At 59.4% G+C, this 21,577-nt stretch carries 23 protein-coding genes and 1 pseudogene; 10 read left to right on the top strand and 14 right to left on the bottom strand.

The genetic code is table 11. The features are described from left to right. Nucleotides 1–88 precede the first annotated feature (88 nt). Entirely contained in the window at nucleotides 89–994 is a 906-nt protein-coding gene (gene rimK, locus PMI32_RS25755) for a 30S ribosomal protein S6--L-glutamate ligase (RefSeq protein WP_007949201.1), read from the bottom strand. Next, nucleotides 991–1,470: a retropepsin-like aspartic endopeptidase RimB gene (gene rimB, locus PMI32_RS25760; RefSeq protein ID WP_008025065.1), complete on the bottom strand. Its 480-nt coding sequence runs from the start codon at nucleotides 1,468–1,470 to the stop codon at nucleotides 991–993. The genes rimK and rimB overlap by 4 nt, the downstream gene beginning before the upstream one ends. A gap of 214 nt (nucleotides 1,471–1,684) precedes the next feature. Here rimB and PMI32_RS25765 point away from each other — a divergent pair, with 214 nt between their 5' ends. Next, a complete protein-coding gene (locus tag PMI32_RS25765) occupies nucleotides 1,685–2,092 on the top strand; it encodes an RNA-binding S4 domain-containing protein (protein ID WP_008025063.1) in 408 nt (135 codons plus the stop codon). A gap of 187 nt (nucleotides 2,093–2,279) precedes the next feature. Here the strand turns inward: PMI32_RS25765 and PMI32_RS30555 are convergent. Further along, nucleotides 2,280–2,508: pseudogene (locus PMI32_RS30555) on the bottom strand (phosphatase PAP2 family protein); the annotation flags it as partial. A 103-nt stretch (nucleotides 2,509–2,611) separates the two neighbouring features. Between PMI32_RS30555 and hslO the strand changes: the two are divergent. Both hslO and PMI32_RS25775 read left to right on the top strand, forming a co-directional pair. Next, nucleotides 2,612–3,514, top strand: a complete 903-nt coding sequence (gene hslO / locus PMI32_RS25770; RefSeq protein ID WP_008025061.1) for an Hsp33 family molecular chaperone HslO — start codon at nucleotides 2,612–2,614, stop codon at nucleotides 3,512–3,514. A gap of 179 nt (nucleotides 3,515–3,693) precedes the next feature. After that, entirely contained in the window at nucleotides 3,694–5,235 is a 1,542-nt protein-coding gene (locus PMI32_RS25775; RefSeq protein ID WP_008025058.1) for a phosphoenolpyruvate carboxykinase, read from the top strand. Between the two features lie 204 nt (nucleotides 5,236–5,439). Here the strand turns inward: PMI32_RS25775 and PMI32_RS25780 are convergent, their stop codons facing one another. The 5 genes from PMI32_RS25780 to PMI32_RS25795 form a co-directional block, all read right to left on the bottom strand. Further along, nucleotides 5,440–6,294: a DMT family transporter gene (locus PMI32_RS25780; RefSeq protein ID WP_008025056.1), complete on the bottom strand. Its 855-nt coding sequence runs from the start codon at nucleotides 6,292–6,294 to the stop codon at nucleotides 5,440–5,442. A gap of 43 nt (nucleotides 6,295–6,337) precedes the next feature. Next, on the bottom strand, nucleotides 6,338–6,691 hold the full coding sequence (locus PMI32_RS25785; RefSeq protein WP_008025055.1) for a DUF1493 family protein: 354 nt from the start codon (nucleotides 6,689–6,691) through the stop codon (nucleotides 6,338–6,340). 219 nt (nucleotides 6,692–6,910) lie between these two features. Next, entirely contained in the window at nucleotides 6,911–7,207 is a 297-nt protein-coding gene (locus tag PMI32_RS25790; protein WP_008025053.1) for a hypothetical protein, read from the bottom strand. Nucleotides 7,208–7,541: 334 nt separating this feature from the next. Next, the gene (gene relB / locus PMI32_RS29510) at nucleotides 7,542–7,742 is read right to left on the bottom strand and encodes a type II toxin-antitoxin system RelB family antitoxin (protein WP_081501747.1); all 201 of its coding nucleotides are present in this window, start codon (nucleotides 7,740–7,742) and stop codon (nucleotides 7,542–7,544) included. Between the two features lie 32 nt (nucleotides 7,743–7,774). Next, nucleotides 7,775–8,050 (bottom strand): hypothetical protein, encoded by a 276-nt coding sequence (locus tag PMI32_RS25795; RefSeq protein ID WP_008025051.1) that lies wholly within the window; start codon nucleotides 8,048–8,050, stop codon nucleotides 7,775–7,777. A 297-nt stretch (nucleotides 8,051–8,347) separates the two neighbouring features. Between PMI32_RS25795 and PMI32_RS25800 the strand changes: the two genes are divergently transcribed. The 4 genes from PMI32_RS25800 (at nucleotide 8,348) to PMI32_RS25815 (ending at nucleotide 13,077) form a co-directional block, all read left to right on the top strand. Next, on the top strand, nucleotides 8,348–8,851 hold the full coding sequence (locus tag PMI32_RS25800) for a hypothetical protein (protein ID WP_008025049.1): 504 nt from the start codon (nucleotides 8,348–8,350) through the stop codon (nucleotides 8,849–8,851). 287 nt (nucleotides 8,852–9,138) lie between these two features. Continuing rightward, nucleotides 9,139–11,073 (top strand): RecQ family ATP-dependent DNA helicase, encoded by a 1,935-nt coding sequence (locus PMI32_RS25805; RefSeq protein ID WP_008025048.1) that lies wholly within the window; start codon nucleotides 9,139–9,141, stop codon nucleotides 11,071–11,073. Between the two features lie 223 nt (nucleotides 11,074–11,296). Then, entirely contained in the window at nucleotides 11,297–12,523 is a 1,227-nt protein-coding gene (locus PMI32_RS25810) for a 3-hydroxyacyl-CoA dehydrogenase (protein ID WP_008025046.1), read from the top strand. Nucleotides 12,524–12,657: 134 nt separating this feature from the next. Continuing rightward, nucleotides 12,658–13,077, top strand: coding sequence for an acyl-CoA thioesterase (locus PMI32_RS25815; RefSeq protein ID WP_008025044.1), 420 nt, complete (start codon nucleotides 12,658–12,660; stop codon nucleotides 13,075–13,077). Nucleotides 13,078–13,147: 70 nt separating this feature from the next. Here PMI32_RS25815 and PMI32_RS25820 read toward each other — a convergent pair whose 3' ends face one another. The 4 genes from PMI32_RS25820 to PMI32_RS25835 form a co-directional block, all read right to left on the bottom strand. Further along, the gene (locus PMI32_RS25820) at nucleotides 13,148–13,633 is read right to left on the bottom strand and encodes a glycine zipper domain-containing protein (RefSeq protein WP_008025043.1); all 486 of its coding nucleotides are present in this window, start codon (nucleotides 13,631–13,633) and stop codon (nucleotides 13,148–13,150) included. A gap of 348 nt (nucleotides 13,634–13,981) precedes the next feature. Continuing rightward, the gene (locus PMI32_RS25825; protein ID WP_008025041.1) at nucleotides 13,982–16,330 is read right to left on the bottom strand and encodes an FdhF/YdeP family oxidoreductase; all 2,349 of its coding nucleotides are present in this window, start codon (nucleotides 16,328–16,330) and stop codon (nucleotides 13,982–13,984) included. Next, nucleotides 16,327–17,166, bottom strand: coding sequence for a formate dehydrogenase accessory sulfurtransferase FdhD (gene fdhD, locus PMI32_RS25830; RefSeq protein WP_008025040.1), 840 nt, complete (start codon nucleotides 17,164–17,166; stop codon nucleotides 16,327–16,329). Before fdhD ends, PMI32_RS25825 begins: the two co-directional genes overlap by 4 nt. Nucleotides 17,167–17,261: 95 nt before the next feature. After that, entirely contained in the window at nucleotides 17,262–18,149 is an 888-nt protein-coding gene (locus PMI32_RS25835; protein ID WP_008025038.1) for a LysR family transcriptional regulator, read from the bottom strand. A gap of 135 nt (nucleotides 18,150–18,284) precedes the next feature. Between PMI32_RS25835 and lysM the strand changes: the two genes are divergently transcribed. After that, nucleotides 18,285–18,725 (top strand): peptidoglycan-binding protein LysM, encoded by a 441-nt coding sequence (lysM, locus tag PMI32_RS25840; RefSeq protein WP_008025037.1) that lies wholly within the window; start codon nucleotides 18,285–18,287, stop codon nucleotides 18,723–18,725. A gap of 124 nt (nucleotides 18,726–18,849) precedes the next feature. On the opposite strand, the gene yrfG is transcribed toward lysM, so the two are convergent. Further along, a complete protein-coding gene (gene yrfG / locus PMI32_RS25845) occupies nucleotides 18,850–19,512 on the bottom strand; it encodes a GMP/IMP nucleotidase (protein ID WP_008025036.1) in 663 nt (220 codons plus the stop codon). Nucleotides 19,513–19,602: 90 nt separating this feature from the next. On the opposite strand from yrfG, the gene nudE reads away from it, so the two are divergent. Beyond that, nucleotides 19,603–20,169, top strand: a complete 567-nt coding sequence (nudE, locus tag PMI32_RS25850) for an ADP compounds hydrolase NudE (protein WP_008025035.1) — start codon at nucleotides 19,603–19,605, stop codon at nucleotides 20,167–20,169. Continuing rightward, entirely contained in the window at nucleotides 20,166–20,993 is an 828-nt protein-coding gene (cysQ, locus tag PMI32_RS25855) for a 3'(2'),5'-bisphosphate nucleotidase CysQ (protein WP_008025034.1), read from the top strand. The genes nudE and cysQ overlap by 4 nt, the downstream gene beginning before the upstream one ends. A gap of 122 nt (nucleotides 20,994–21,115) precedes the next feature. On the opposite strand, the gene PMI32_RS25860 is transcribed toward cysQ, so the two are convergent. Continuing rightward, complete coding sequence (locus tag PMI32_RS25860) at nucleotides 21,116–21,571, bottom strand: thioesterase domain-containing protein (protein WP_008025033.1); 456 nt, start codon at nucleotides 21,569–21,571, stop codon at nucleotides 21,116–21,118. Nucleotides 21,572–21,577 lie beyond the last annotated feature (6 nt).

Raw genomic sequence — 21,577 nt, 5'->3', positions numbered from 1 at the left:
CAAGCCCGCTCCCACATTGGAATGCGTTTCCCCTGTGGGAGCGGGCTTGCTCGCGAAGGCGGCATCCCTGCCACCGCAAAGCTTAAGTTCAGCCCTTACCCTTGGTCCGAGTCATATTCGGCCCACCATTCTTCTCAAGATGCTCAATGATGATCCCCGCCACATTCTTCCCGGTGGTGGTTTCAATCCCTTCCAGCCCCGGCGACGAATTCACTTCCATCACCAACGGCCCGTGATTCGAACGCAGAATATCCACACCCGCCACCGCCAGCCCCATCACCTTCGCAGCGCGTAATGCAGTCATGCGTTCTTCCGGCGTGATCTTGATCAGGCTGGCGCTGCCACCGCGATGCAGGTTGGAGCGAAACTCCCCAGGCTTGGCCTGACGCTTCATCGCTGCAATCACCTTGTCGCCGACCACGAAGCAGCGAATGTCCGCACCGCCGGCTTCCTTGATGTACTCCTGAACCATGATGTTCTGCTTGAGGCCCATGAACGCCTCGATCACCGATTCCGCCGCCGTCGCGGTTTCGCACAGCACCACGCCGATGCCCTGGGTGCCTTCCAGCACCTTGATCACCAGCGGCGCGCCGTTGACCATGTCGATCAGGTCGGGGATGTCATCCGGAGAGTGGGCAAACCCGGTGACTGGCAAACCGATCCCGCGGCGCGAGAGCAATTGCAGCGAACGCAGTTTGTCCCGCGAGCGGGCAATGGCCACCGATTCGTTAAGCGGGAACACCCCCATCATTTCAAACTGACGCAGCACCGCGCAGCCATAGAACGTTACCGACGCACCGATCCGGGGGATCACCGCGTCGAAACCTTCCAGCGGCTTGCCGCGGTAGTGGATCTGCGGCTTGTGGCTGGCAATGTTCATGTAGGCGCGCAGGGTGTCGATCACCACCATTTCATGGCCACGCTCGGTACCGGCTTCGACCAGACGACGAGTGGAATACAGACGCGGGTTCCGCGACAGCACAGCGATCTTCATGCAACACCTGTGGAGGAGGTAGATACCGGGAACACCGGCTTGTCTTGTACATATTTAATGCCCGGATTGACCACCAGTTGGCCGTCGATCAGGGCTTTGGAACCGAGAAGCAGGCGATAACGCATGGACTTGCGGCAGGCGAGGGTGAACTCGACCCGCCAGACCCGATCACCGAGGGCCAGGGTAGTGCTGACCACGTAACGCTTCTGCGCCTGGCCGTTGGAGCTTTTGATGGATTTCATCGTCACCAGTGGTGCTTCACAGCGCCGGTGTCGCAACTGCACTACCGTGCCCAGGTGCGCGGTGAAACGCACCCACTGTTCGCCGTCGCGCTCGAACGGTTCGATGTCAGTGGCATGCAGGCTGGAGGTGCTGGCACCGGTGTCGATTTTTGCCCGCAGGCCCGCGACTCCCAAACCCGGGAGCGCCACCCACTCGCGCAGACCGACAACGGTCAAATGGTCAAATGTCTTCAAAGGTACTCAACCGGTGGATACCGCTGGGGCCGCACGCGGCCGGATTCGCGGTATTCACGCAGAATAATGGTTAAAAGGCGACAGATATCTACAGCCCGGAATTCCACCCCTGCAAGCGAGGTGTGGCGTGCGCATTGTAGTACGGGTCGGTGGAAATCCTGGCACGACAGAAACGGTAGTACAGTTCACCAATATTTCAGAATGAGGAAATTCCATGGCACAAAAAAGCGAAGAGGACGACAAGGTCCGTCTCGATAAGTGGTTGTGGGCCGCGCGTTTTTATAAGACACGTGCCTTGGCGAAAGCGGCGATTGAAAGTGGCAAGGTGCATTGCCGGGGTGAGCGTTGCAAGCCGGGCAAAGAGCCGCGGATCGGCGACGAGTTTCAGATTCGCGCAGGGTTCGAAGAGCGCACGGTGGTAGTCCAGGCGTTATCGATCGTGCGCCGTGGTGCGCCGGAAGCTCAGACCTTGTACGCCGAAACTGAAGCCAGCATCGCCAAGCGCGAAGCGGCTGCGGCGATGCGCAAGGCGGGCTCGCTGGGCGTGAGCACTGACGGCAAACCAAGCAAGAAGCAGCGGCGGGATCTGTTTAAATTTCGTGGGAGCAGCAACGACGAGTGAGTCGGTTGTTTCTGCGTTGTCTGGGCTGACGCTATCGCTGGCAAGCCAGCTCCTACAGGAGATTGCGTTACGTTTGAACGACGCGGTCACTGTAGGAGCTGGCTTGCCGGCGATCGAGTGCGCAGCACTCGCCCTCCAACGAAAAAATCGGGCGCTACGCACCATATTTCTCCGACGACTAGCATCCCCCAACCACCGCATCGAACGGTCGCAGACTTGCAATTACCCGAGTGCGCAGCCATATCGGGTGAATCGCCAGCGGCGAATCGAGTGGATGGAAAGCCACTCGTCGAAAATCGCACACAGCCTCTGACCTGTAGGCCATAACCAGAAGGCCAGCAGCGCCAGCGGCACAAAATTGCACAACGCCGCCGGCGGACGTTCCACCTTGCTTGGAACAAAACCGGATTGTTCATAAAATGCCTCCCATGGCTGAACAGTGCGCACCAAAACGGTGCTACAGAGGCGCGATTTTCTCGTTTGTAACCTTTTTATCATTTACTTCAGATACCCAGACCTATGACCGATCTACCGGATACCGACTACACCCAACGCTTCATCTTCGATGACAGCGACACCCGCGGCGAGCTGGTTTCGTTGGAGCGCAGCTACGCCGAGGTCCTTGCCAAACACCCGTATCCGGAGCCGGTCGCGCAACTGCTTGGCGAACTGATGGCCGCGGCATCGTTGCTGGTCGGCACCTTGAAGTTTGATGGTCTGCTGATTCTTCAGGCGCGGTCCGACGGCCCGATCCCGTTGCTGATGATCGAATGCTCCAGCGAACGTGACATCCGTGGTCTGGCCCGTTACGAGGCCGACCAGATCGCCCCCGACGCCACCCTCGCCGACCTGATGCCAAACGGCGTATTGGCGCTGACCGTCGACCCGACCGTGGGCCAGCGTTATCAGGGTATCGTCGACCTGGATGGCGAAACCCTCTCGGAATGCTTCACTAACTACTTCGTGATGTCGCAACAGGTGGGCACACGTTTCTGGCTGTACGCCGATGGCCGTCGCGCCCGCGGCCTGTTGCTGCAGCAACTGCCCGCCGATCGCCTGAAAGACGAAGAAGAACGCGCCGCCAGCTGGCAGCACATCACCGCGCTGGGCAGTACCCTGACCGCCGATGAATTGCTCGGCCTGGACAACGAAACCGTGCTCCATCGCCTCTACCACGAAGAGCAGGTCCGGCTGTTCGATGTGCAGAAATTGCGCTTCCGTTGCAGCTGCTCGCGCGAACGTTCTGCCAATGCTCTGGTCAGTTTGGGTCTGGAAGATGCGCAGAGCCTGGTCGTCGAACACGGTGGCAACATCGAGGTCGACTGTCAGTTCTGCAATGAACGTTACCTGTTCGACGCCGCCGATATCGTTCAATTATTCGCCGGTGCGGGCGTCGACACGCCGTCAGATACCCGTCACTAAAACGGTTCAGCGCAGGTAAATTCACTGGAAAGTGCCGGAATAACGCCGTTACGACGGGAGGGCCCTACTTTTTTTGGGCGTTTCTGGCATAATCCGGCCCACTTTTTTCGCGGTAGTAGTGCACGACTTTCTACTACAAAACGTTTGGAGCACTCGGCCACTGGCCGACGGGGAACCTCATGACGCAAGCCAATAACGCCGTGTACACCGATCTGAGTGTTGATGATCTGGTTAAAGAAGCCCTGAATCGCGGTGAAGGCGAGCTTGCCGATACCGGCGCGCTGGTTGTTCGCACCGGTCACCGTACCGGTCGCTCGCCAGTCGATCGTTTCATCGTTGAAGAGCCGACCACCCAGGCCGCTATCGCCTGGGGCCCGATCAACCGCAAGTTCCCGGCCGACAAGTTCGATGCCCTGTGGGCTCGCGTCGAGGCGTTCAACAACGCGCAAGATCATTTCGTTTCCCACGTGCATGTAGGCGCGGCCGAAGATCACTACCTGGCCGTGAAGATGACCACCCAGACTGCCTGGCAGAACCTGTTCGGTCGTTGCCTGTTCATCAACCCGGCCCAGTACAACCCGGCGGGTCGTGCTGAGTGGCAAGTGCTCAACGTTGCCAACTTCGAGTGCGTGCCAGAGCGTGACGGCACCAACTCCGACGGTTGCGTGATTATCAACTTCGCACAGAAGAAAGTGCTGATCGCCGGCATGCGTTACGCCGGTGAAATGAAGAAAGCCATGTTCTCGGTGCAGAACTTCCTGCTGCCGGCCGCTGACGTACTGCCGATGCACTGCGCCGCCAACATCGGCGAAGCGGGCGACGTGACCCTGTTCTTCGGCCTGTCCGGCACCGGTAAAACCACCCTGTCGGCCGACGAAAGCCGTTACCTGATCGGTGACGACGAACACGGCTGGGGCGAAGGCGTTGTCTTCAACATCGAAGGCGGTTGCTATGCCAAGTGCATCGACCTGTCCGAGAAGAACGAGCCGGTCATCTGGAAAGCCATCAAGCACGGCGCAGTCCTGGAAAACGTCGTGATCGACGACGCCAAGCACGCCGACTACGCCGATGTCAGCCTGACCCAGAACAGCCGCGCCGCCTACCCGCTGGAGCACGTTGCCAAGCGTTCCGAGAAGAACCTCGGTGGCGAGCCAAACGCTGTGATCTTCCTGACCTGCGACCTGACCGGCGTACTGCCACCAGTGTCGATCCTCAGCGAAGAACAAGCGGCCTACCACTTCCTGTCCGGCTACACCGCACTGGTGGGCTCGACCGAAATGGGTTCCGGCAGCGGCATCAAGTCGACCTTCTCCACCTGCTTCGGCGCACCGTTCTTCCCGCGTCCGGCCGGCGAATACGCAGAGCTGCTGATCAAGCGCATCCGCGGCTTCGGCTCCAAGGTCTACCTGGTCAACACCGGCTGGACCGGCGGCGGCTATGGCGTCGGCAAACGCTTCAACATCCCGACCACTCGCGGCGTCATCGCTGCGATCCAGAGCGGCGCGTTGATCGGTGCTGAAACCGAACACCTCGACACCATCAACCTCGACGTGCCACTGGCCGTACCGGGCGTTGAAACTGGCCTGTTGAACCCACGTAACACCTGGGCTGACAAGGCTGCTTACGATGAAGCGGCTAAAGCACTGGCCGGGTTGTTCGTTGAGAACTTCAAGAAGTTCGAAGTGAGCGACGCGATCAAGGCTGCTGGGCCGAAGTTGTAAGATTGGTTTGATGTAATGAAAAAGCCGCCCTTTGGGGCGGCTTTTTTGTGGCTCACGCATTACCTGTAGGAGCCAGCTTGCTGGCGATAAACTCAAGTGCGCCGCGTTTATCCAGACAGCACGCGTTATCGTTAAGGGCCATCGCCAGCAAGCTGGCTCCTACAGGTATTGGATTCCGTAAGGTGCCTTTTTTGTGAGGGCGGCTCAGGTTTTCAGGTGCAAAAAGAACGCGCCCACCAACACCAGAACCACGCCAAGTACCTGTAACTTTGCCAGCCTTTCCTTGAAAAATACGTACCCCAGAATCGCCGCAATCCCTCCAGACAACGTACTGATCACGGTCACCACCGAAACCGATCCTGCCACCGCGCCCCAGGCGAACGAAGAAAACCCACCCAGGTTCATCAAGCTGGCGCCGGTCAGCGTCATGCAGTTTTTCAACGGTGGAATTTTCAGCCCGTCCTCGATCCTCAGGACGATAACCACCAGCACGATCAGACCAACCAGATAGGCGAGCCAAAGCATCGTTACCGGACCAAGTACCGGAAGCACGAAGTGGCCTTGCAGCCAGAAACTGGTGCCGTAAAAAACGGCGGCCAGCAGCGCATAGGCAATCGAACTGCTGGCTTGAGTGGTGTGTGGGATTTTCGAGTCGGAATGAATGCTGGAGAGAATCACCCCGATCACGCACAGAGCAATGCAAAGCAGCTGAATCAGGCTGATCTGCTCACCTCCGGCCCAGGACAGCAACGTCGTCACAACGCCATAAGAAGTTACCAGCGGCGCAACGATGGACGCTTTACCGAGGGCAAAGGCTTTGGACAACGCGAGGGCACCAGACACCGTCAGCACGGCGGCGACAACGCCGAACAGCCAGACAGTGAGTGACGCCGACATCGACTTAAGGATGAACGCGGGGAAGGCGACCAACAGCAGGCTCATGATGCTGAACCCCAGCGCCTGACCGAAATACACCGCGCGTTTTACGCCCACTGCGCGGGCATTCAAACCCACCAGAAAATCCGTGCCGCCCCACAGTAAGGCGGCGAGTAAACCCATCAGTACGTCCACGCTATGTCCTTATAGGTGTGTGCTGCGGACGTTAGAAGCCTTCCAGCGTCTGAGTGTCCCAGCGTCGGGCCTTAATGGCCTGGTAGAGCATGCCGATGGTAAGCGGGACTTTGTCGCCACGCCCCTTGGCCCTGCGTTTGAGGAAGACATCGTAGCCTTCGGGTTGGAAGTAGCGATAGGCGTCGTAATCGATGAGGTCGATGGCGAACTGTTCTTCCAGTGCTTCCATCAGGTTTTGAGCATCGGCACCGTCGCAGCCCAGGTCGAAGTTGATCGAGGTGGTGAGGCTGATGGTTTTGCGTTCGGGCAGGCCGAGTTCCTCGTGCAGCAGCTGCATGAGCAGGTGCATGGTTTGGTCGTCGGGGAAATTGGAGGCGAGGTTCATTTGGGGACGTCCGGTTGGGCTTGGGCGGATCTTATTGGTCGTCAGGTTTGGTGGGAAGGGCATGAGCAGATTGTGACGGATTGTCTTCCCGGTATTTGGCGAGCACTCCCTCTCGCGCAGGAAGTGGAGTGAGGATGTCCTCTGGCGACGTGTCGAATCCTGCGAGGCGCAGGCAAGCCGGCTCCCACAAGGGTGCGGCTTACCTGTTAGCGCTTAGCGTCAGGCAGGCGCTTTCCAGCCCATCATGCGTTGTTGGGCGACTTTTAGCAGGTCGCAGCCGTCTTGGGTCAGTAGGTAGAGCGCGTGGGTGATGTGGGGGATGTCTTCTAGATCGCCTTGCTCGAAGGATTGGCAATGCAGGGTTCGGAGTAGTTCGCTGGAGGCTCGGATGCGCTGGAGGGCGGCTTCGAGGATGTCTTGCGGGTTGGCTTCTGTGTCGATGATCAGGGGTGGGGAATCGGTGAGGTTGGTTTGGAGTGGGCGGTAGCGATCGGTGAGCGGGTTCCAGGTATTCATTTGAATTTTCTCTTTTATGTAGCTGAAGACCCGCCACTATCGTGACCAAACGATGGGTGGCGGACTGTGTTCAGGTTGGTCAACCAGGGAGAGAAAACCCGGGTACGCAGAAGCGTCCCAAACACAGCCGCCATAAAGCGTGCCGACACAAAAGAAGTCGGCAGCATACAAGGGCATGCATAAGTTTTCTCTCAAATTCAGGTGACCAAACCTGAGTCGCTGAATTGGCAGCGACGGTCCGACTATAGATTCGAGCCACCGGTTGGCGATAGGCGACAAGGTGTCTTGTGTTGTAGGACCGGGATGAAGCTTTGATAGGGCGTTGCCTACGGACTTATCTTTTGCGTAATTTTTCGCGTTTGACTGCCATCAGTTGTCTGGCTTCTTCGTCGGGAATGCTTGGGCGTGGGTCGTCGAGACTGGCTTGTACCTGTGCTCTGAACCATGCGTCGTAGGCTGCTTTTTCTCGAGATGATTGGGTTTCGGGGATTTTGGTTTTCATCAGATTCACCGCGTTATCGTTCTTCGCGGGCAAGCCTCGCTCCTACAGGGAGGGGGTGGTGGGCATTAGCCGGCGGTGAGTTTTGGGAGGCGTTGGCGGGCGATGTCGAGGAGTTCGTTGCCGTCCTGGGTCAACAGGTAGAGGGCGTTGACGATGTTGGGGATGTCGCTTGCGTCTGCCTGTTTGAAGCACAGGCAATACAGGGTTTCGAGCAGGTCGCTGGCGGCGTGGATGCGTTGGCGGGCGGCGTCGAGGATTTCGTGTGGGTCGGCCTCGGTGTCGATGACCAGGACCGGGGTGTCGCTGTAGCTGCTTTTGAGGGGGCGGTAGCGGTCTTGCATCGGGGGCAGTCCTTTGGGAAGTCGGGCAGGCCGACACACTGTTTCAGCCGCGCCGAAAACTATGAAGGGGACGGCGTGCTGCGGCAATACAGCCGCAATCGACAGAATGTGTAGGGGATTTACTGGTCTTCGGGCATTGGCCCTACGCGTTTCCCGAGGTTTTTTTGATCGAAACCCCTACTGGTGAAATTTCCTACGTGTTTATCAGGCGCGACGCAGTAAACCTCTGTATGGTGCGCGCCAGAATCTGTAGGGCATTTCGAAAATGCCTGGTTGGGCACTTAAAGGGAATTAGGTATGCAGTGGCTACGTATGGCCTCGGTTTTGTTGTTGTGGGCGGGTGTTTGTCGTTTGACGGGCGCAGCCGACGCTGGCAGTTCGATGATGCTTGCCAACATGGCCCGCACCGGTTGGCCGGACGCCCTCACCACTCAGGCGAACATGGACACCGCGTCTCGTGCGGAGGTGTTGATGTTCGGCAAGGCGTTGCTGGCCAGCGAATCGCTGGACGAGCAAGGGCTGAAACAGCGTCTGGGCGTGCAGGCAGTGAAGCTCAAGTCTGTGCGACAAGTGCGTGACGGGTTGTGGGATCGGTTGCTGACCACCTACCGCAACGCCAGTCAGAACTGCGACGGCGAACCGTTCTGCCCGCGTGTGCGAAGCGTCGCTGATTTGCGTCAGTTGGCGGCGGCGTTCACCGGCGAAATCAGCCCGGCCCATGCGGTGTGGGCGAGCAAGAGCCAGGTGTTTCATGAGCAGATGTTGAATGAACAGCTGCGGGTGGCGGTGTTGGTGCCCTGAAGGGATCAACCATGATTTTTTGGTGAGGCTGCAGGCCTCATCGCTGGCAAGCCAGCTCCTACAAAGGGCAGGTGCGCCTATAAAATCGCTGTCCGCCGAAGCCCAACTGTAGGAGCTGGCTTGCCAGCGATGGCGATCTACCGGTCGCCATTTTCCTCAAGCCCCGCCATCCCCCCCGCGCTATCCGCTGTATCATCCCGTATCGTTTTTGCCCCCGACCTTTTCTCGACTCGCTGCGATCACCGGCTAGGCTTTGGGCTTCGCAGCGGTCAACGGAGTGACAGCTTATGCACAACACCCTGGAACAGGTTTTCGGTTATCCACAGTTTCGACCCGGCCAGGAGGCGGTGGTCAGCGCGGTGATGGCCGGGCGCTCGGCGGCGGCGATTTTCCCCACGGGTTCAGGCAAGTCCCTGTGTTACCAGATGTCAGCGGTGTTGCTGCCGCACCTGACGCTGGTGGTCTCGCCGCTGCTCGCGTTGATGCAGGATCAATTGGCGTTTTTGCAGCGCCATGGCATTTCGGCAGGCAGTATCGATTCGGCTCAAAGCCGCGATGACGCGGGTGACGTGATGGCTCGCGCCAAGTCCGGCGAATTGAAGATTTTGATGATTTCCGTGGAGCGCCTGAAGAACGAGCGCTTCCGCAATTTCTTGCAGCAAGTGCCCATCTCGCTGCTGGTGGTGGACGAGGCGCATTGCATCTCGGAGTGGGGTCATAACTTCCGCCCCGACTACCTCAAACTCCCGGATTACCAGCGTCAGTTCAACATTCCTCAAGCGTTGCTGCTGACCGCCACCGCGACCCCGAAAGTGATCGCCGACATGGAGGCGAAATTCGCCATTGCCCCCCAGGATGTGGTGACCACCGGTTTCTACCGGCCGAACCTCAACTTGTTGGTGGAACCGGTGCGTGGTCAGGACAAACGGCGACGCTTGGTCGAATGGATGAGCGAGCGTCCCAACCAGCCGAGCATCGTCTACGTCACGCTGCAGAAAACCGCTGAACACATCGCCGAACACTTGGATCGCAACGGTATTCAGGCCGAGGCCTATCACGCCGGTTTACCCCACGAACAACGTGAAGCCATTCAGAAACGATTCATGGGCGGCCAGTCCAATTGCATCGTCGCCACCATCGCCTTCGGCATGGGCATCGACAAGAGTGACATACGCAACGTGGTGCATTTCGACCTGCCCAAATCCATCGAAAACTACAGCCAGGAAATCGGTCGCGCCGGGCGTGACGGGCAGCCATCGGACTGCCTGGTACTGGCCAACCGCGACAGCCTCAACGTGCTGGAAAACTTCGTCTACGGCGACACGCCGGAGCTGGAAGGCATCCGTCATGTGCTCGACGAATTGCAAGCCGCCGTGCCCGAGGGGCATTGGGAGTTTCTGCTAGGGCCGTTGGCCGATCAGAGCAACATTCGCCAGTTGCCGCTCAAGACCTTGCTGGTGCAATTGGAGCTGCGCGGGATCATCGCCCCGCGTTACGCCTATTACGCTGAATATCGCTTCAAGTATTTGCTGGAGCCGGAAGACTTGCTGGCCCGCTTCGAGGGCGAGCGCAAGGATTTCGTCGCGGCCATCATCCAGACCTCCAGCCGCGCGCGGACCTGGGCGACGGTGAATTTCGATGCGCTGTACGAGCAGCATCAAGCCGAGCGCAATCGGGTGGTCAAGGCGTTGGATTACTTCCAGGAAAAGGGTTGGGTCGAGCTGGAAAGCAAGCAGATGACCGAGGTCTACAGCCTGCTGCAAACGGCATTCGACATTCAGGCGCTGAGTGCCGAACTGCATGATTGTTTCACCCGGCATGAACGCACCGAGATTGCGCGGATTCACGCCATGCTGGACCTGTTCGCCACTGACCACTGCCTGGGTAATCGCCTGGCCGAATACTTCGGTGACGAAAACTCGCCGCAGCGGTGCGGGCATTGTTCGGTGTGTCACGGGCATGTGGCGCGGCTGCCCGCACCGCCGGAGTTGCCGACGCTTGTGGATAAAAACTTCGAGGCGCTGTGTGGTGGTTTTATCCACAGGCACGAGCAGCACACCGGCAGCATTCCTCCCGCTGAGCGGGTGACACGGTTTCTGTGCGGGATCAGCGTGCCGCTGTTCACCAAGCTCAAGGCTCGGTCGATTCCGGGGTTTGCGGCGCTGGAAGAGTATCCGTATGGCGAAGTACGGACTTGGGTTGAGCAACACCTCTCAGGCTGACCCGTACCTTTGTAGGAGCCGGCTTGCTGGCGATTAGGCCATCAGCCATTGCGATGACCTTGAGGACGCCTTCGCGGGCAAGCCTCGCTCCTACAGGGATGTCAGTGTCTGGCGGACGTGCATCCATCCGCTGAATGTCCCCCATCACAGGAATAAATTTCAAAAAAGCCGGGTGGCTGACTATGGTGGGGTCTGTCTTTGGATCGCCAATAAGAGAACAACAATGAGCCAGACACCGTTCAACATTCAGCGCGCTGCCGTCATCGGTGCGGGTACCATGGGCCGTGGCATTGTCATGTGCCTGGCGAATGCCGGGGTGCCGGTGCAGTGGGTCGATAACAATCCGCAGATGCTTGAGCAGGCACTGGCCACCGTGGCTCAGACCTATGCGCACAACGTGCGGCAAGGACGGATTGATCAGTCTGAAGCGGATGCGCGCATTGCACGGGTCACGGCGGCTGCCGATTATGCAGCGATCCGCGAGGTCGATCTGGTGATCGAAGCGGTTTACGAAAACCTCGAGCTCAAGCAGAGAATCTTCCGCGAGCTGGATGGCCTGCTCAAGCCCGAAGCCATATTGGCCAGCAACACGTCGGCGCTGGATATCGACGCCATTGCTGCGGCCACCCGCCGCCCGAAACAAGTCCTGGGCCTGCACTTCTTCAGCCCGGCGCACATCATGAAACTGCTGGAAATCGTTCGTGGCGCACAGACTTCACCGGCGGTGCTGGAAGCCGCGCTGGACCTGGGCAAGCGCATGGGCAAGGTCAGCGTGGTGTCGGGCAACTGCGAGGGCTTCATTGGCAACCGCATGCTCAAAACCTACGTGCTGGAAGCACGCAAGATGCTGCTTGAAGGCGCTTATCCCTATCAGGTGGATGCGGCGTTGCAGGGGTTCGGTTTCGCCATGGGGCCGTTCCGCATGTACGACGTGGTTGGTATCGACCTCGAATGGCGGGCTCGGGAGCTGGCGGGCAAGGGGCAGGATGCGCCACAGGTTCAAGTGGATAACCGTCTGTGCGAACTGGGCCGTTTCGGGCAGAAGAGTGGCAACGGCTATTACCACTACGAAGCGGGCAGTCGCCAGGCTGAGCACGATGTGCAGGTGGATGCGCTGGTGCTGGAGGTCAGCGAAGGATTGGGTTTCCAGCGTCGCGAGATCGGGCCTGAGGAAATTCTGGAGCGCTGCTTGCTGGCACTGGTCAACGAGGGCGCGAAGATTCTTCAGGAAGGGATTGCGGCGTCAGCGCATGACATCGATCTGGTGTATCTCAACGGTTATGGCTTCCCAGCGGACAAGGGCGGGCCGATGGCCTGGGCGGATCAACAGGGGTTGGCGGATATTCATCAGCGGCTACTGCAGCTGGAAACCAAACAGGGTGATCACTGGCAGCCGGCGCGGTTGATTGGGGAGTTGGCGGCGGTGGGCACGGGGTTTGGTGATAGGTAAGTGGTGTATTGACCGTGGTGGCGCCATCGCTGGCAAGCCAGCTCCTACAAGGTCCTCGCTATCCTGTAGAGCTGGCTTGCCAGCGATGATAGCGACACGGTCTACTGGCCATCCAACTTCAGGAACCGACGCTGATGTCCCAACGCACCGACTACCCGCACTTCCAGCCCATCACCACGCGCTGGCACGACAACGATGCCTACGGTCACGTCAACAACGTCACCTACTACAGCTTCTTCGACACGGCGGTGAACACCTACCTGATCGAAGTCGGCGGCCTGGATATTCATGACGGCGAAGTCGTGGGGTTTGTGGTGAGCTCGGCTTGCGATTATTTTGCTTCAATCGCTTTCCCCGACCGGATCGAGATCGGTTTGCGCGTGGGCAAGTTGGGCAACAGCTCGGTGCAATATGAATTGGCGGTGTTCAAGGCCGGTGAAGACGAAGCCTGCGCCGCGGGGCGTTTCGTGCATGTGTTTGTGGATCGGGTGTCGAATCAGCCCGTGGCGATTCCTGCCGGGTTGCGCGGTGCGCTGGAGCGATTGGTGGTTTGAGGGGCAAAAAAAATCGCAGCCATTGGGCTGCGATTTTTTTGAACTACCGGTAAACGAGGCGATTCAAGCCTCAGTCGTGATAGCGATGTTTGTGCTTGCGGTGGCCATAAGCATGGCCGCGACCCGGATGGTCATCCCGGTAATAGCGACGATCACCATGACCGCGATAGGAACGACGATCATCGTCATCATCATCGCTTTTGTTGCCCATGTAGTTACCCAGCGCGCCACCGGCGCCGCCGCCTGCTGCGGAGCCGATCAGGCTGCCGGTGGTGCCGCCCATGCTGCGGCCGACCACGTTACCGCCTGCTGCGCCCAACGCACCGCCAATGGCCGCTTCGCCACGGCTGCGTTTGTCTGCGCCGACTGCGCTACCACCCGCGCCGCCCAGGGCCGCGCCAATGGTTGAACCTGTGTTGCCGCCTAGCGATTGACCGACGACCGAGCCCAAAACCCCGCCCAATGCGCCGCCCACACCTGCTTCGGTGGTGCCTCCGGCAGAAGCGAAGCCACTGACCAGGCCAAGGGACAACAAGAGAATCGAGGAGAACTTCATTTGAGGAACCTCAAGGGGATGACGGCGCGATCCTGAGGCTGTGTCGTAAGGCTGACAATCGAAATCCGACGAGTAACACGACTTCAGCACATTTCTATAAGTTACTGTTTTTTAGCTGGAACTTAAGTGTTTTTCGCCGGTCTTTAGCTACTTCGGAATGGCCGTTTTTGTGAAAAAACGGCCTTTTTTGTGGGCGATTGGAAAGTGCCGAAGGGAGTTGCTCATGTGTTGTCATGTGGGACGCCTTCGCGGGCAAGCCTCGCTCCTACAGGTTTTGCAGTGACCGTGAGATCACTACTGATCTGTAGGAGCGAGGCTTGCCCGCGAAGAGGCCAGACCTGCTGCGCGTTACGCAGACTTCGCCAAAATCAACCCGATCTCACTCGCCGCTTCCAACCGGATCGCCACAAACTTCGACGTCGGCGTATGGCTGCCATCCCCAGTGCTTTCCAGCGGCACCAGCGGATTCACTTCCGGATAGTACGCCGCCGCTTGCCCCGCAGGAATATCAAACGCCAGCAGTGTGAAGCCTTTCACCCGACGCTCACGGCCATCGTCCCAGATCGAAACGATGTCGGCCTTCTGTCCCGGTTTGAACCCCAGTCGAATAATATCCGCCTCGTTCACAAACAACACATCACGCTGACCTTTCACGCCGCGATAACGGTCGTCGAGGCCATAAATGGTGGTGTTGTACTGATCGTGGGAGCGCATCGACTGCATGATCAGGTCCGGCAACACGCCTGTGGAGCGTGTGCGCTCGTGCACCAGATCCTTGGGCAGGACGTTTGCACGGAAATTCGCCCGGCCCGACGCGGTGTTCCAGCGACGGGAACCGGCACTGTTGCCGAGGTAGAAGCCGCCCGGATTCTTGATCTTCTCGTTGAAGTCCTTGAAGCCCGGAATCGTATCGGCAATCAGGTCACGGATGCGCGAGTAATCGGCCACCAGCCAGTTCCAGTCCACCGGTTTGCTGCCCAGGGTCGCGGCGGCGATACCGGCGATGATCGCAGGCTCGGAGCGCATCTGGTTCGACAAAGCCTGCAACTGGCCGTTGGAGGCGTGGACCATGCTGAACGAATCTTCCACGGTCACCGCTTGCGGGCCTTCGGTCTGGATATCGATGTCGGTGCGGCCCAGGCACGGCAGGATCAGTGCTTCCTTGCCGTGAGCCAAATGGCTGCGGTTGAGCTTGGTGCTGATCTGTACGGTCAGGTCGCAGTTGCTCAGAGCCTGGAAGGTGCGCGTGCTGTCCGGAGTGGCCTGGGCGAAGTTACCGCCCAGAGCGATGAACACTTTTGCACGACCTTCGGCCATGGCATGAATCGCCTCGACCACGTTGTGGCCGTTTTCGCGCGGCACTTTGAACTGGAAGCGACGTTCCAGGGAATCGAGGAACGCCACCGGCGGACGCTCGTTGATGCCCATCGTACGGTCGCCCTGCACGTTACTGTGGCCACGCACCGGGCACAGGCCGGCGCCGGGGCGGCCAATGTTGCCGCGCAGCAGCATCAGGTTGGCGATTTCCTGGATGGTCGCAACCGAATGGCGATGTTGGGTGATACCCATCGCCCAGCACATGATCACGTTCTTGCCTTTGGCATACATGCGCGCCGCTTGCTCGATTTCCACGAGCGTCAGGCCGGACTGCTCGACGATTTGCTCCCACGGCGTATCGTCGACGGTGCCCAGGTACTCCAGCACGTTGACACTGTGTTCATTGAGGAAGTCGTGGTCGAACACGGCAGGCTCACCGGCTTTCTGCGCGTCGCGCTCCCATTGCAGCAGGAATTTCGCCATGCCGCGCAGTACCGCCATGTCGCCGCCCAAGGCCGGACGGAAATAGGCGGTGTTGGTCGGTTTGTCGCCGTTGGTGAGCATTTCGATCGGGTGTTGCGGGTGCTGGAAACGTTCCAGGCCGCGTTCTTTGAGCGGGTTGATGCACACCACTTGCGCGCCACGTTTCACGGCTTCACGCAGCGGTTCGAGCATCCGTGGATGGTTGGTGCCGGGGTTCTGGCCCCAGACGAAAATCGCATCGGCGTGTTCGAAGTCGTCGAAGGTCACGGTGCCTTTACCGACGCCAACGCTCTGCGCCAACGCGACACCGCTGGCCTCGTGGCACATGTTCGAACAGTCGGGGAAATTATTGGTGCCATAGGCGCGCACGAACAATTGATAGAGGAAAGCCGCTTCGTTGCTGGCACGTCCCGAGGTGTAGAACTCGGCTTGATCCGGGCTCGACAAACCGCGCAGATGCTTGGCGATCAGGGTGAAGGCCTCATCCCAGCTGATCGGTTGGTAGCGATCGGTTTCGGCGTTATAGCGCATCGGCTCGGTCAGGCGCCCCTGATATTCAAGCCAGTAATCGCTTTGTTCTAGTAGCGAGGTGACGCTGTGTTTGGCGAAGAATGCCGGGTTGACGGCCCGTTTGGTCGCTTCCCAGTTCACCGCTTTGGCGCCGTTCTCGCAGAACATCACCATGCCCTTTTCCGGCGAATCGCCCCAGGCGCAACCCGGGCAGTCGAAGCCGCCGTTCTGGTTGGTCTTGAGCATGATGCGCAGGTTTTTCAGCGCGTTGTCGCTGGTCAACCAGGCCTGGGCGACGCTGATCAGTGCGCCCCAGCCACCGGCTGGGCCCTTGTAGGGCTTATAGCGGGGGACAGGTTTCTGGTCGGCTTGACGGTGTTGACTCACGCTTGATTCTCCAAAGCTGGGCTGTAGACCCGCGGCGCATTCTTCTGTGGCAGATGGATAAGGTTCAGGTTGTGACGACGGGCCCATTGCACGGCAAGGCCCGTGGGCGACGACAGGCTGACCAGGGTCTGGATGCCTGCGCGCAGTACTTTCTGGATCAATTCGAGGCTGCAACGACTGGTGACAATCGCCAGGCCGCCAGTGGTCGGGATCTTTTGCCGGATCAGCCCGCCAATCAGCTTGTCGAGCGCGTTGTGCCGGCCAATGTCCTCGCGGCCCAGCAGCAATTCGCCATGAGCGTTCATGAACACCGCCGCATGCACCGCGCCGCAATGCTGGCCGAGTGGCTGGAACGCGCCGATACGCTGGCGCAAACCGTCGAGCCATTCGGCGGGCGGCAATGGCGCACCGGGCAACACTTTGAGGTCCGGCAAGGCCTGTTCGACCGCTTCCACGCCGCAGAGCCCGCAACCGCTGGTGCCGGCCAGTTGCCGACGTTGCTGCTTGAGGTTCCAGAAGGCGCGGTTGGCGATGGTCACTTGCGCGTACTGCGCCGACCCCGAACCGCTCAGTTGCAGGTCATAAATGTCGGAGGCGTCTTCGATGATGCCGCTGCCGAGGCTGAAACCGACGATGAAGTCTTCCAGGTCCGTCGGCGTCACCAGCATCACTGCCTGACTGATACCGTTATAGGCAATTGCCAACGCGACTTCCTCGGCGAGCGCGGTGCTGGCCGATTCGGTGTATTGAAAATCGCTGTAACTGTACGTTTGGCTGGCGACGGGCGCGGGCGTTTCGAGGGCTGGCGTCGCGCAAACAGGACGCTTGGCGTTCATGGGGGCATCACCGACGGTTTAGTCAGCTTTAAGCCTATGCGCGACAAGTTGTCGCGTCTAATCGCTATTACTGATCTGCCGATAGATGGCGTCGATCAAGAGCTTGTCATTGATTGTTGATAGATCGCGAAACAGGCCTCCGCCAACGCCGAGCGCGGTGCGCTGCGCCGCATGATCAGCCCCAGCCGGCCGAGGGTCTGGGCGTTTTCGATCGGTTGCAGGCGCAGATGGTCAGTCAGGTTTTCCAGGCCGCCTTCGAGCGGCATCACGGCGCAACACAACCCGCCATGAACAGCTTGTAACAGTTGATGCACGGCATCGGTTTGCAACAACGGCTGCGGAGTAAGGCCGCGGCTGTGGAAATTGTGGTCGATGGACTGGCGGAAATGCATGCCGCTGGTGAGCATGCCCAGCGGCAATTCGATCAGCGACTCCCAGCTCAGCGGCGCCTCACCGAAGGTGAAGAAGCGCTGATCGTAGAGCAGGCCCATGCGGGTTTCGCTGAACGCCAGGGAATCGAAACGTTCGGCGTCCAGACGCTCCAGGTACGACACGCCAAGATCCAGGCGATTGTTCGCCAGTTGTTCGAGGATCTGCTCGGAGCTCAGCGCCGAGAGTTCGAAGCGCAGGTTCGGGTGTTCGCCGTGCAAGCGTTGCAGCAGCGGCAGCGGGTCGAAACTCGACAACGGCACCACGCCCAGACGCAGCGTACCGACCAGGTTGCCGCGACAGGCGGCGGCTTCGGCCTGCAAACCGTCGTAGGCCGCGAGCACCGTGCGCGCCCACGCCAGCACCCGCTCGCCCGGCGCGGTGAAGCCTTCGAAGCGCTGGCCACGGTTGACCAACGGTAGCTCGAGTTCTTCTTCAAGGCTGCGCAAGCGCATGGACAGGGTCGGCTGAGTGACGTGACAACGTGCAGCGGCCTGGCCGAAATGCCGGGTTTCGTCGAGGGCGATGAGGAATTTCAGCTGCTTGATGTCCATCTTCGCTCCAGGGCGCGGGAAGGTCGGGATTCTAGCGCCTGGGGGCAAGCGGCGTCATTGGTCGGGTAGGAACCGGGTGTTGCAACCTTGGTCTAGGCTTTTGCGTCTGGAACCAAAAACCAAGGAGAGTGCACCATGAGTATTTTTAGCTTTGTGAAGGAAGCAGGCGAAAAGCTTATCGATTTGCTGACGCCGGGTAACGCCAATGCCAGCGAGCAGTTGAAGGAACACATCAGCAAGGTCGGCCTGGGCAATCCGAATGTGCAGGCGACGGTAGATGGCGACAAAGTCACGGTGACCGGTGAGGTGGCGACCCAGGAAGAGAAAGAAAAAATCCTGCTGGCCGTGGGCAATATTGCCGGTGTTGGCAGCGTGGATGATCAGATTGCGGTGACCGGACCTGCGGTCGTCGCCGCGAAATTTGTCACGGTCGTGAAGGGCGACACCCTCAGCGCGATTTCATTGCGCGTGTATGGCAATGCTAATAAATACAACAAGATTTTCGAGGCCAACAAGCCGCTGTTGTCCCATCCAGACAAGATTTATCCGGGGCAGTCGTTGCGGATTCCTGAGTAAGGTTTAAGACCGTGTGATGGCTATCGCCGGCAAGCCGGCTCCTACAGGATTGAGTCGTACGCATTATTTGTGAACGACACAAAACCTGTAGGAGCCGGCTTGCCGGCGATGCAGACACCTCGGTCTAAAGCCCCGCAATCAACTCCCGATAATCAACCACCGCCGCAAACTCCGCCGTGTCCTTCGGCCCTTTGCGGCTATCCGGCTCCTTCACCGCCAACAAATGCGCGACCCCAAAATCCCGCGCACTGCGCAAGATCGACAACGTATCGTCGATAAACAGACTGCGCGCCGGATCAAACCCGATATCCGTCTGCAATGCCTGCCAGAACTGCGGATTCTCTTTGGGAAAGCCGTAATCATGCGAGCTGATCAACCGCTCGAAATACGGCGCCAGTTCAATTCGTTCCAGTTTCAGTGACAGCGAATCCCGATGTGCATTGGTGATCATCACCACCCGCTTGCCGGCCTGCTTGATCGCCTCCAGAAACGTATCCGCGTCCGGGCGCAACGCGATCAGGTGCGCGGTCTCCAGTTTCAGCTCACGCACCGGCAGCTTCAGTTCGGCGCTCCAGAAATCCAGGCAATACCACTGCAACTGGCCGGCATGGCGTTCAAACAGTGGCTGCAATTCCATCTCGGCCATGGCCCGGCTCACACCGTGCAATTCGGCGTAACGCTGGGGCAAGTGTTCCAGCCAGAAATGGTTGTCGAAGTGCAGGTCCAGCAGCGTGCCGTCCATATCGAGCAGAACGGTGTCGATGTCTCGCCAGGGCAGCAGGGACATAAAAAACTTCTCCAGCGGTAAAAGAGATATCCGAGGTCAACAATCAGGATAGGCCGGGTATAGTAACGCGTTCACGCCAAGGAGCTTTTCATGCGCCAGAAACCCACCATCCTCGCCCGCGAGATCGTCGCCACCAGCCGCTTGTTCTGCGTCGAAGAGCTGAAATTGCGCTTTTCCAATGGCGTGGAGCGCACCTATGAGCGACTGGTCGGCAAAGGCGCCGGGTATGGCGCGGTGATGATCGTGGCGATGCTCGACGCAGATCATGCGGTGCTGGTCGAGGAATATTGCGGCGGCACCGATGAATACGAGATGTCGCTGCCCAAAGGTTTGATCGAGCCGGGTGAAGACGTGCTGGCGGCGGCCGAGCGTGAGCTCAAGGAAGAAGCCGGGTATGGCGCGCGACAACTGGAACACCTCACCGAGCTGTCCTTGTCGCCGGGCTACATGAGCCAGAAAATTCAGGTGGTGTTGGCCACGGAGTTGTACGAAGAACGGCTTGAAGGCGACGAGCCTGAACCGATGCGCGTGGACAAGATCAACCTGCGAGAGCTGTCGGCCCTGGCCCAGAACCCGAAATTCACCGAGGGCCGTGCCTTGGCGGCGTTGTACCTGGCCCGTGACCTGTTGACCCAGCGCGGGGTGTTCCTGCCATGAATTTCCCGCATCCATTGATGGCGCCGGTGATTGAACTGGCATTGAAGGCTGGCGACGCGATCCTGCCGTTCTGGCGCACCGGCACGACCGTGACCGCCAAGGCCGATGATTCACCGGTCACCGCTGCCGACCTGGCCGCTCATCATCTGATTCTGGCCGGGCTGACCGCGCTGGACCCGAGCATCCCGGTGTTGTCCGAAGAGGACGCCAACATCCCGCAGAGCGTGCGCGCCGGTTGGCAGCGCTGGTGGCTGGTCGATCCGCTGGACGGCACCAAGGAGTTCATCTCTGGCAGCGAAGAATTTACCGTCAACATCGCGTTGATCGAGCAGGGGCGAGTGGTGTTTGGCGTGGTGTCGATGCCGACCAATGGACGCTTCTACGTCGGTGGTGCCGGTCTGGGCGCGTGGCGTGGTGATAAGGACGCCGAGCCGCTGCCGATTCAGGTTCGCACTGTGCCCGCCCCAGGCGAGGCCTTCACGGTCGTCGCCAGCCGTCGGCATTCGAGCCCTGAACAGGAACGCTTGCTCGCCGGGTTGAGCGACAGCCTGGGTGAGCTGCAACTGGCCAATATTGGCAGTTCGCTGAAGTTTTGTTTGTTGGCGGAAGGGGCGGCAGATTGTTACCCACGGTTGGCGCCGACTTCGCAGTGGGATACGGCGGCGGCCCAGGGTGTGCTGGAAGGGGCGGGCGGTGAAGTGCTGGAGTTGAGCGGAAAGCCGTTCAGCTATCCGGCGCGGGAATCGCTGTTGAATGAATTTTTCCTGGCGTTACCGGCGAAGGCCGTCTGGCGCAAAAAGTTGCTGAAGCTCGCTACCTTGTAGGAGCCGGCTTGCCGGCGATAGCGGTGTGTCAGGCGCACCGTGTTGCCTGGATCGCCGGCAAGCCGGCTCCTACAAAGATGGATCGTCCCACGCGGAGTGTGGGAGCGATCAGCCGCTGAGATTTACCGGTGCAGGACGTACTGCCCGGCAAACCTCACGGCGTCGTCATCGCTATCGGCATTCACAATCCGCGAATGCAGCGTCAACCGCGCTCTTCCATAGCGCTGATACATCGCCAGAAACTTCTTCCACACCGCCGCACTCGGTGCCTGGCAAATCGCGGTCGCGTCCATGGTCACCGGCAGCGGATAGCTGATTTGCCCTTCGTGAATCACGATGTGCCCGTCTTCAATCCCTTCTTCACGCAAACGCAAATGCAGCCACCCCCAACCCGCCAGCACCGCGCCGCAGTACAGGCTGCCGCCGAACATGGTGCTTTTGTGATTGACGTTGGCTTCCAGCGGCAAGTGCAGGCGCAGTTGCTGGTCGTGCCAGTCGAGCACTTTGATACCCATGGCCTGCGTCAGGGGGATATCGCGGTGGAGGACTGATTCCAGATGACGACTGTCGCGGCTCATGCAGGG

It is taken from the genome of Pseudomonas sp. GM60 (assembly GCF_000282415.1).
GTDB classification, from domain to species: Bacteria; Pseudomonadota; Gammaproteobacteria; order Pseudomonadales; family Pseudomonadaceae; genus Aquipseudomonas; species Aquipseudomonas migulae.
Note: the sequence above shows the minus strand (reverse complement) of the source record. Positions and strands in the feature narration are given on the sequence as shown.

Coding starts and splice junctions, on each gene's coding strand:
- rimK (WP_007949201.1), bottom strand. CDS start 994: ATGAAGATCGCTGTGCTGTCGCGGAACCCGCGTCTGTATTCCACTCGT.
- PMI32_RS25765 (WP_008025063.1), top strand. CDS start 1,685: ATGGCACAAAAAAGCGAAGAGGACGACAAGGTCCGTCTCGATAAGTGG.
- hslO (WP_008025061.1), top strand. CDS start 2,612: ATGACCGATCTACCGGATACCGACTACACCCAACGCTTCATCTTCGAT.
- PMI32_RS25775 (WP_008025058.1), top strand. CDS start 3,694: ATGACGCAAGCCAATAACGCCGTGTACACCGATCTGAGTGTTGATGAT.
- PMI32_RS25780 (WP_008025056.1), bottom strand. CDS start 6,294: ATGGGTTTACTCGCCGCCTTACTGTGGGGCGGCACGGATTTTCTGGTG.
- PMI32_RS25785 (WP_008025055.1), bottom strand. CDS start 6,691: ATGAACCTCGCCTCCAATTTCCCCGACGACCAAACCATGCACCTGCTC.
- PMI32_RS25790 (WP_008025053.1), bottom strand. CDS start 7,207: ATGAATACCTGGAACCCGCTCACCGATCGCTACCGCCCACTCCAAACC.
- PMI32_RS25795 (WP_008025051.1), bottom strand. CDS start 8,050: ATGCAAGACCGCTACCGCCCCCTCAAAAGCAGCTACAGCGACACCCCG.
- PMI32_RS25800 (WP_008025049.1), top strand. CDS start 8,348: ATGCAGTGGCTACGTATGGCCTCGGTTTTGTTGTTGTGGGCGGGTGTT.
- PMI32_RS25805 (WP_008025048.1), top strand. CDS start 9,139: ATGCACAACACCCTGGAACAGGTTTTCGGTTATCCACAGTTTCGACCC.
- PMI32_RS25810 (WP_008025046.1), top strand. CDS start 11,297: ATGAGCCAGACACCGTTCAACATTCAGCGCGCTGCCGTCATCGGTGCG.
- PMI32_RS25815 (WP_008025044.1), top strand. CDS start 12,658: ATGTCCCAACGCACCGACTACCCGCACTTCCAGCCCATCACCACGCGC.
- PMI32_RS25820 (WP_008025043.1), bottom strand. CDS start 13,633: ATGAAGTTCTCCTCGATTCTCTTGTTGTCCCTTGGCCTGGTCAGTGGC.
- fdhD (WP_008025040.1), bottom strand. CDS start 17,166: ATGAACGCCAAGCGTCCTGTTTGCGCGACGCCAGCCCTCGAAACGCCC.
- PMI32_RS25835 (WP_008025038.1), bottom strand. CDS start 18,149: ATGGACATCAAGCAGCTGAAATTCCTCATCGCCCTCGACGAAACCCGG.
- lysM (WP_008025037.1), top strand. CDS start 18,285: ATGAGTATTTTTAGCTTTGTGAAGGAAGCAGGCGAAAAGCTTATCGAT.
- yrfG (WP_008025036.1), bottom strand. CDS start 19,512: ATGTCCCTGCTGCCCTGGCGAGACATCGACACCGTTCTGCTCGATATG.
- nudE (WP_008025035.1), top strand. CDS start 19,603: ATGCGCCAGAAACCCACCATCCTCGCCCGCGAGATCGTCGCCACCAGC.
- cysQ (WP_008025034.1), top strand. CDS start 20,166: ATGAATTTCCCGCATCCATTGATGGCGCCGGTGATTGAACTGGCATTG.
- PMI32_RS25860 (WP_008025033.1), bottom strand. CDS start 21,571: ATGAGCCGCGACAGTCGTCATCTGGAATCAGTCCTCCACCGCGATATC.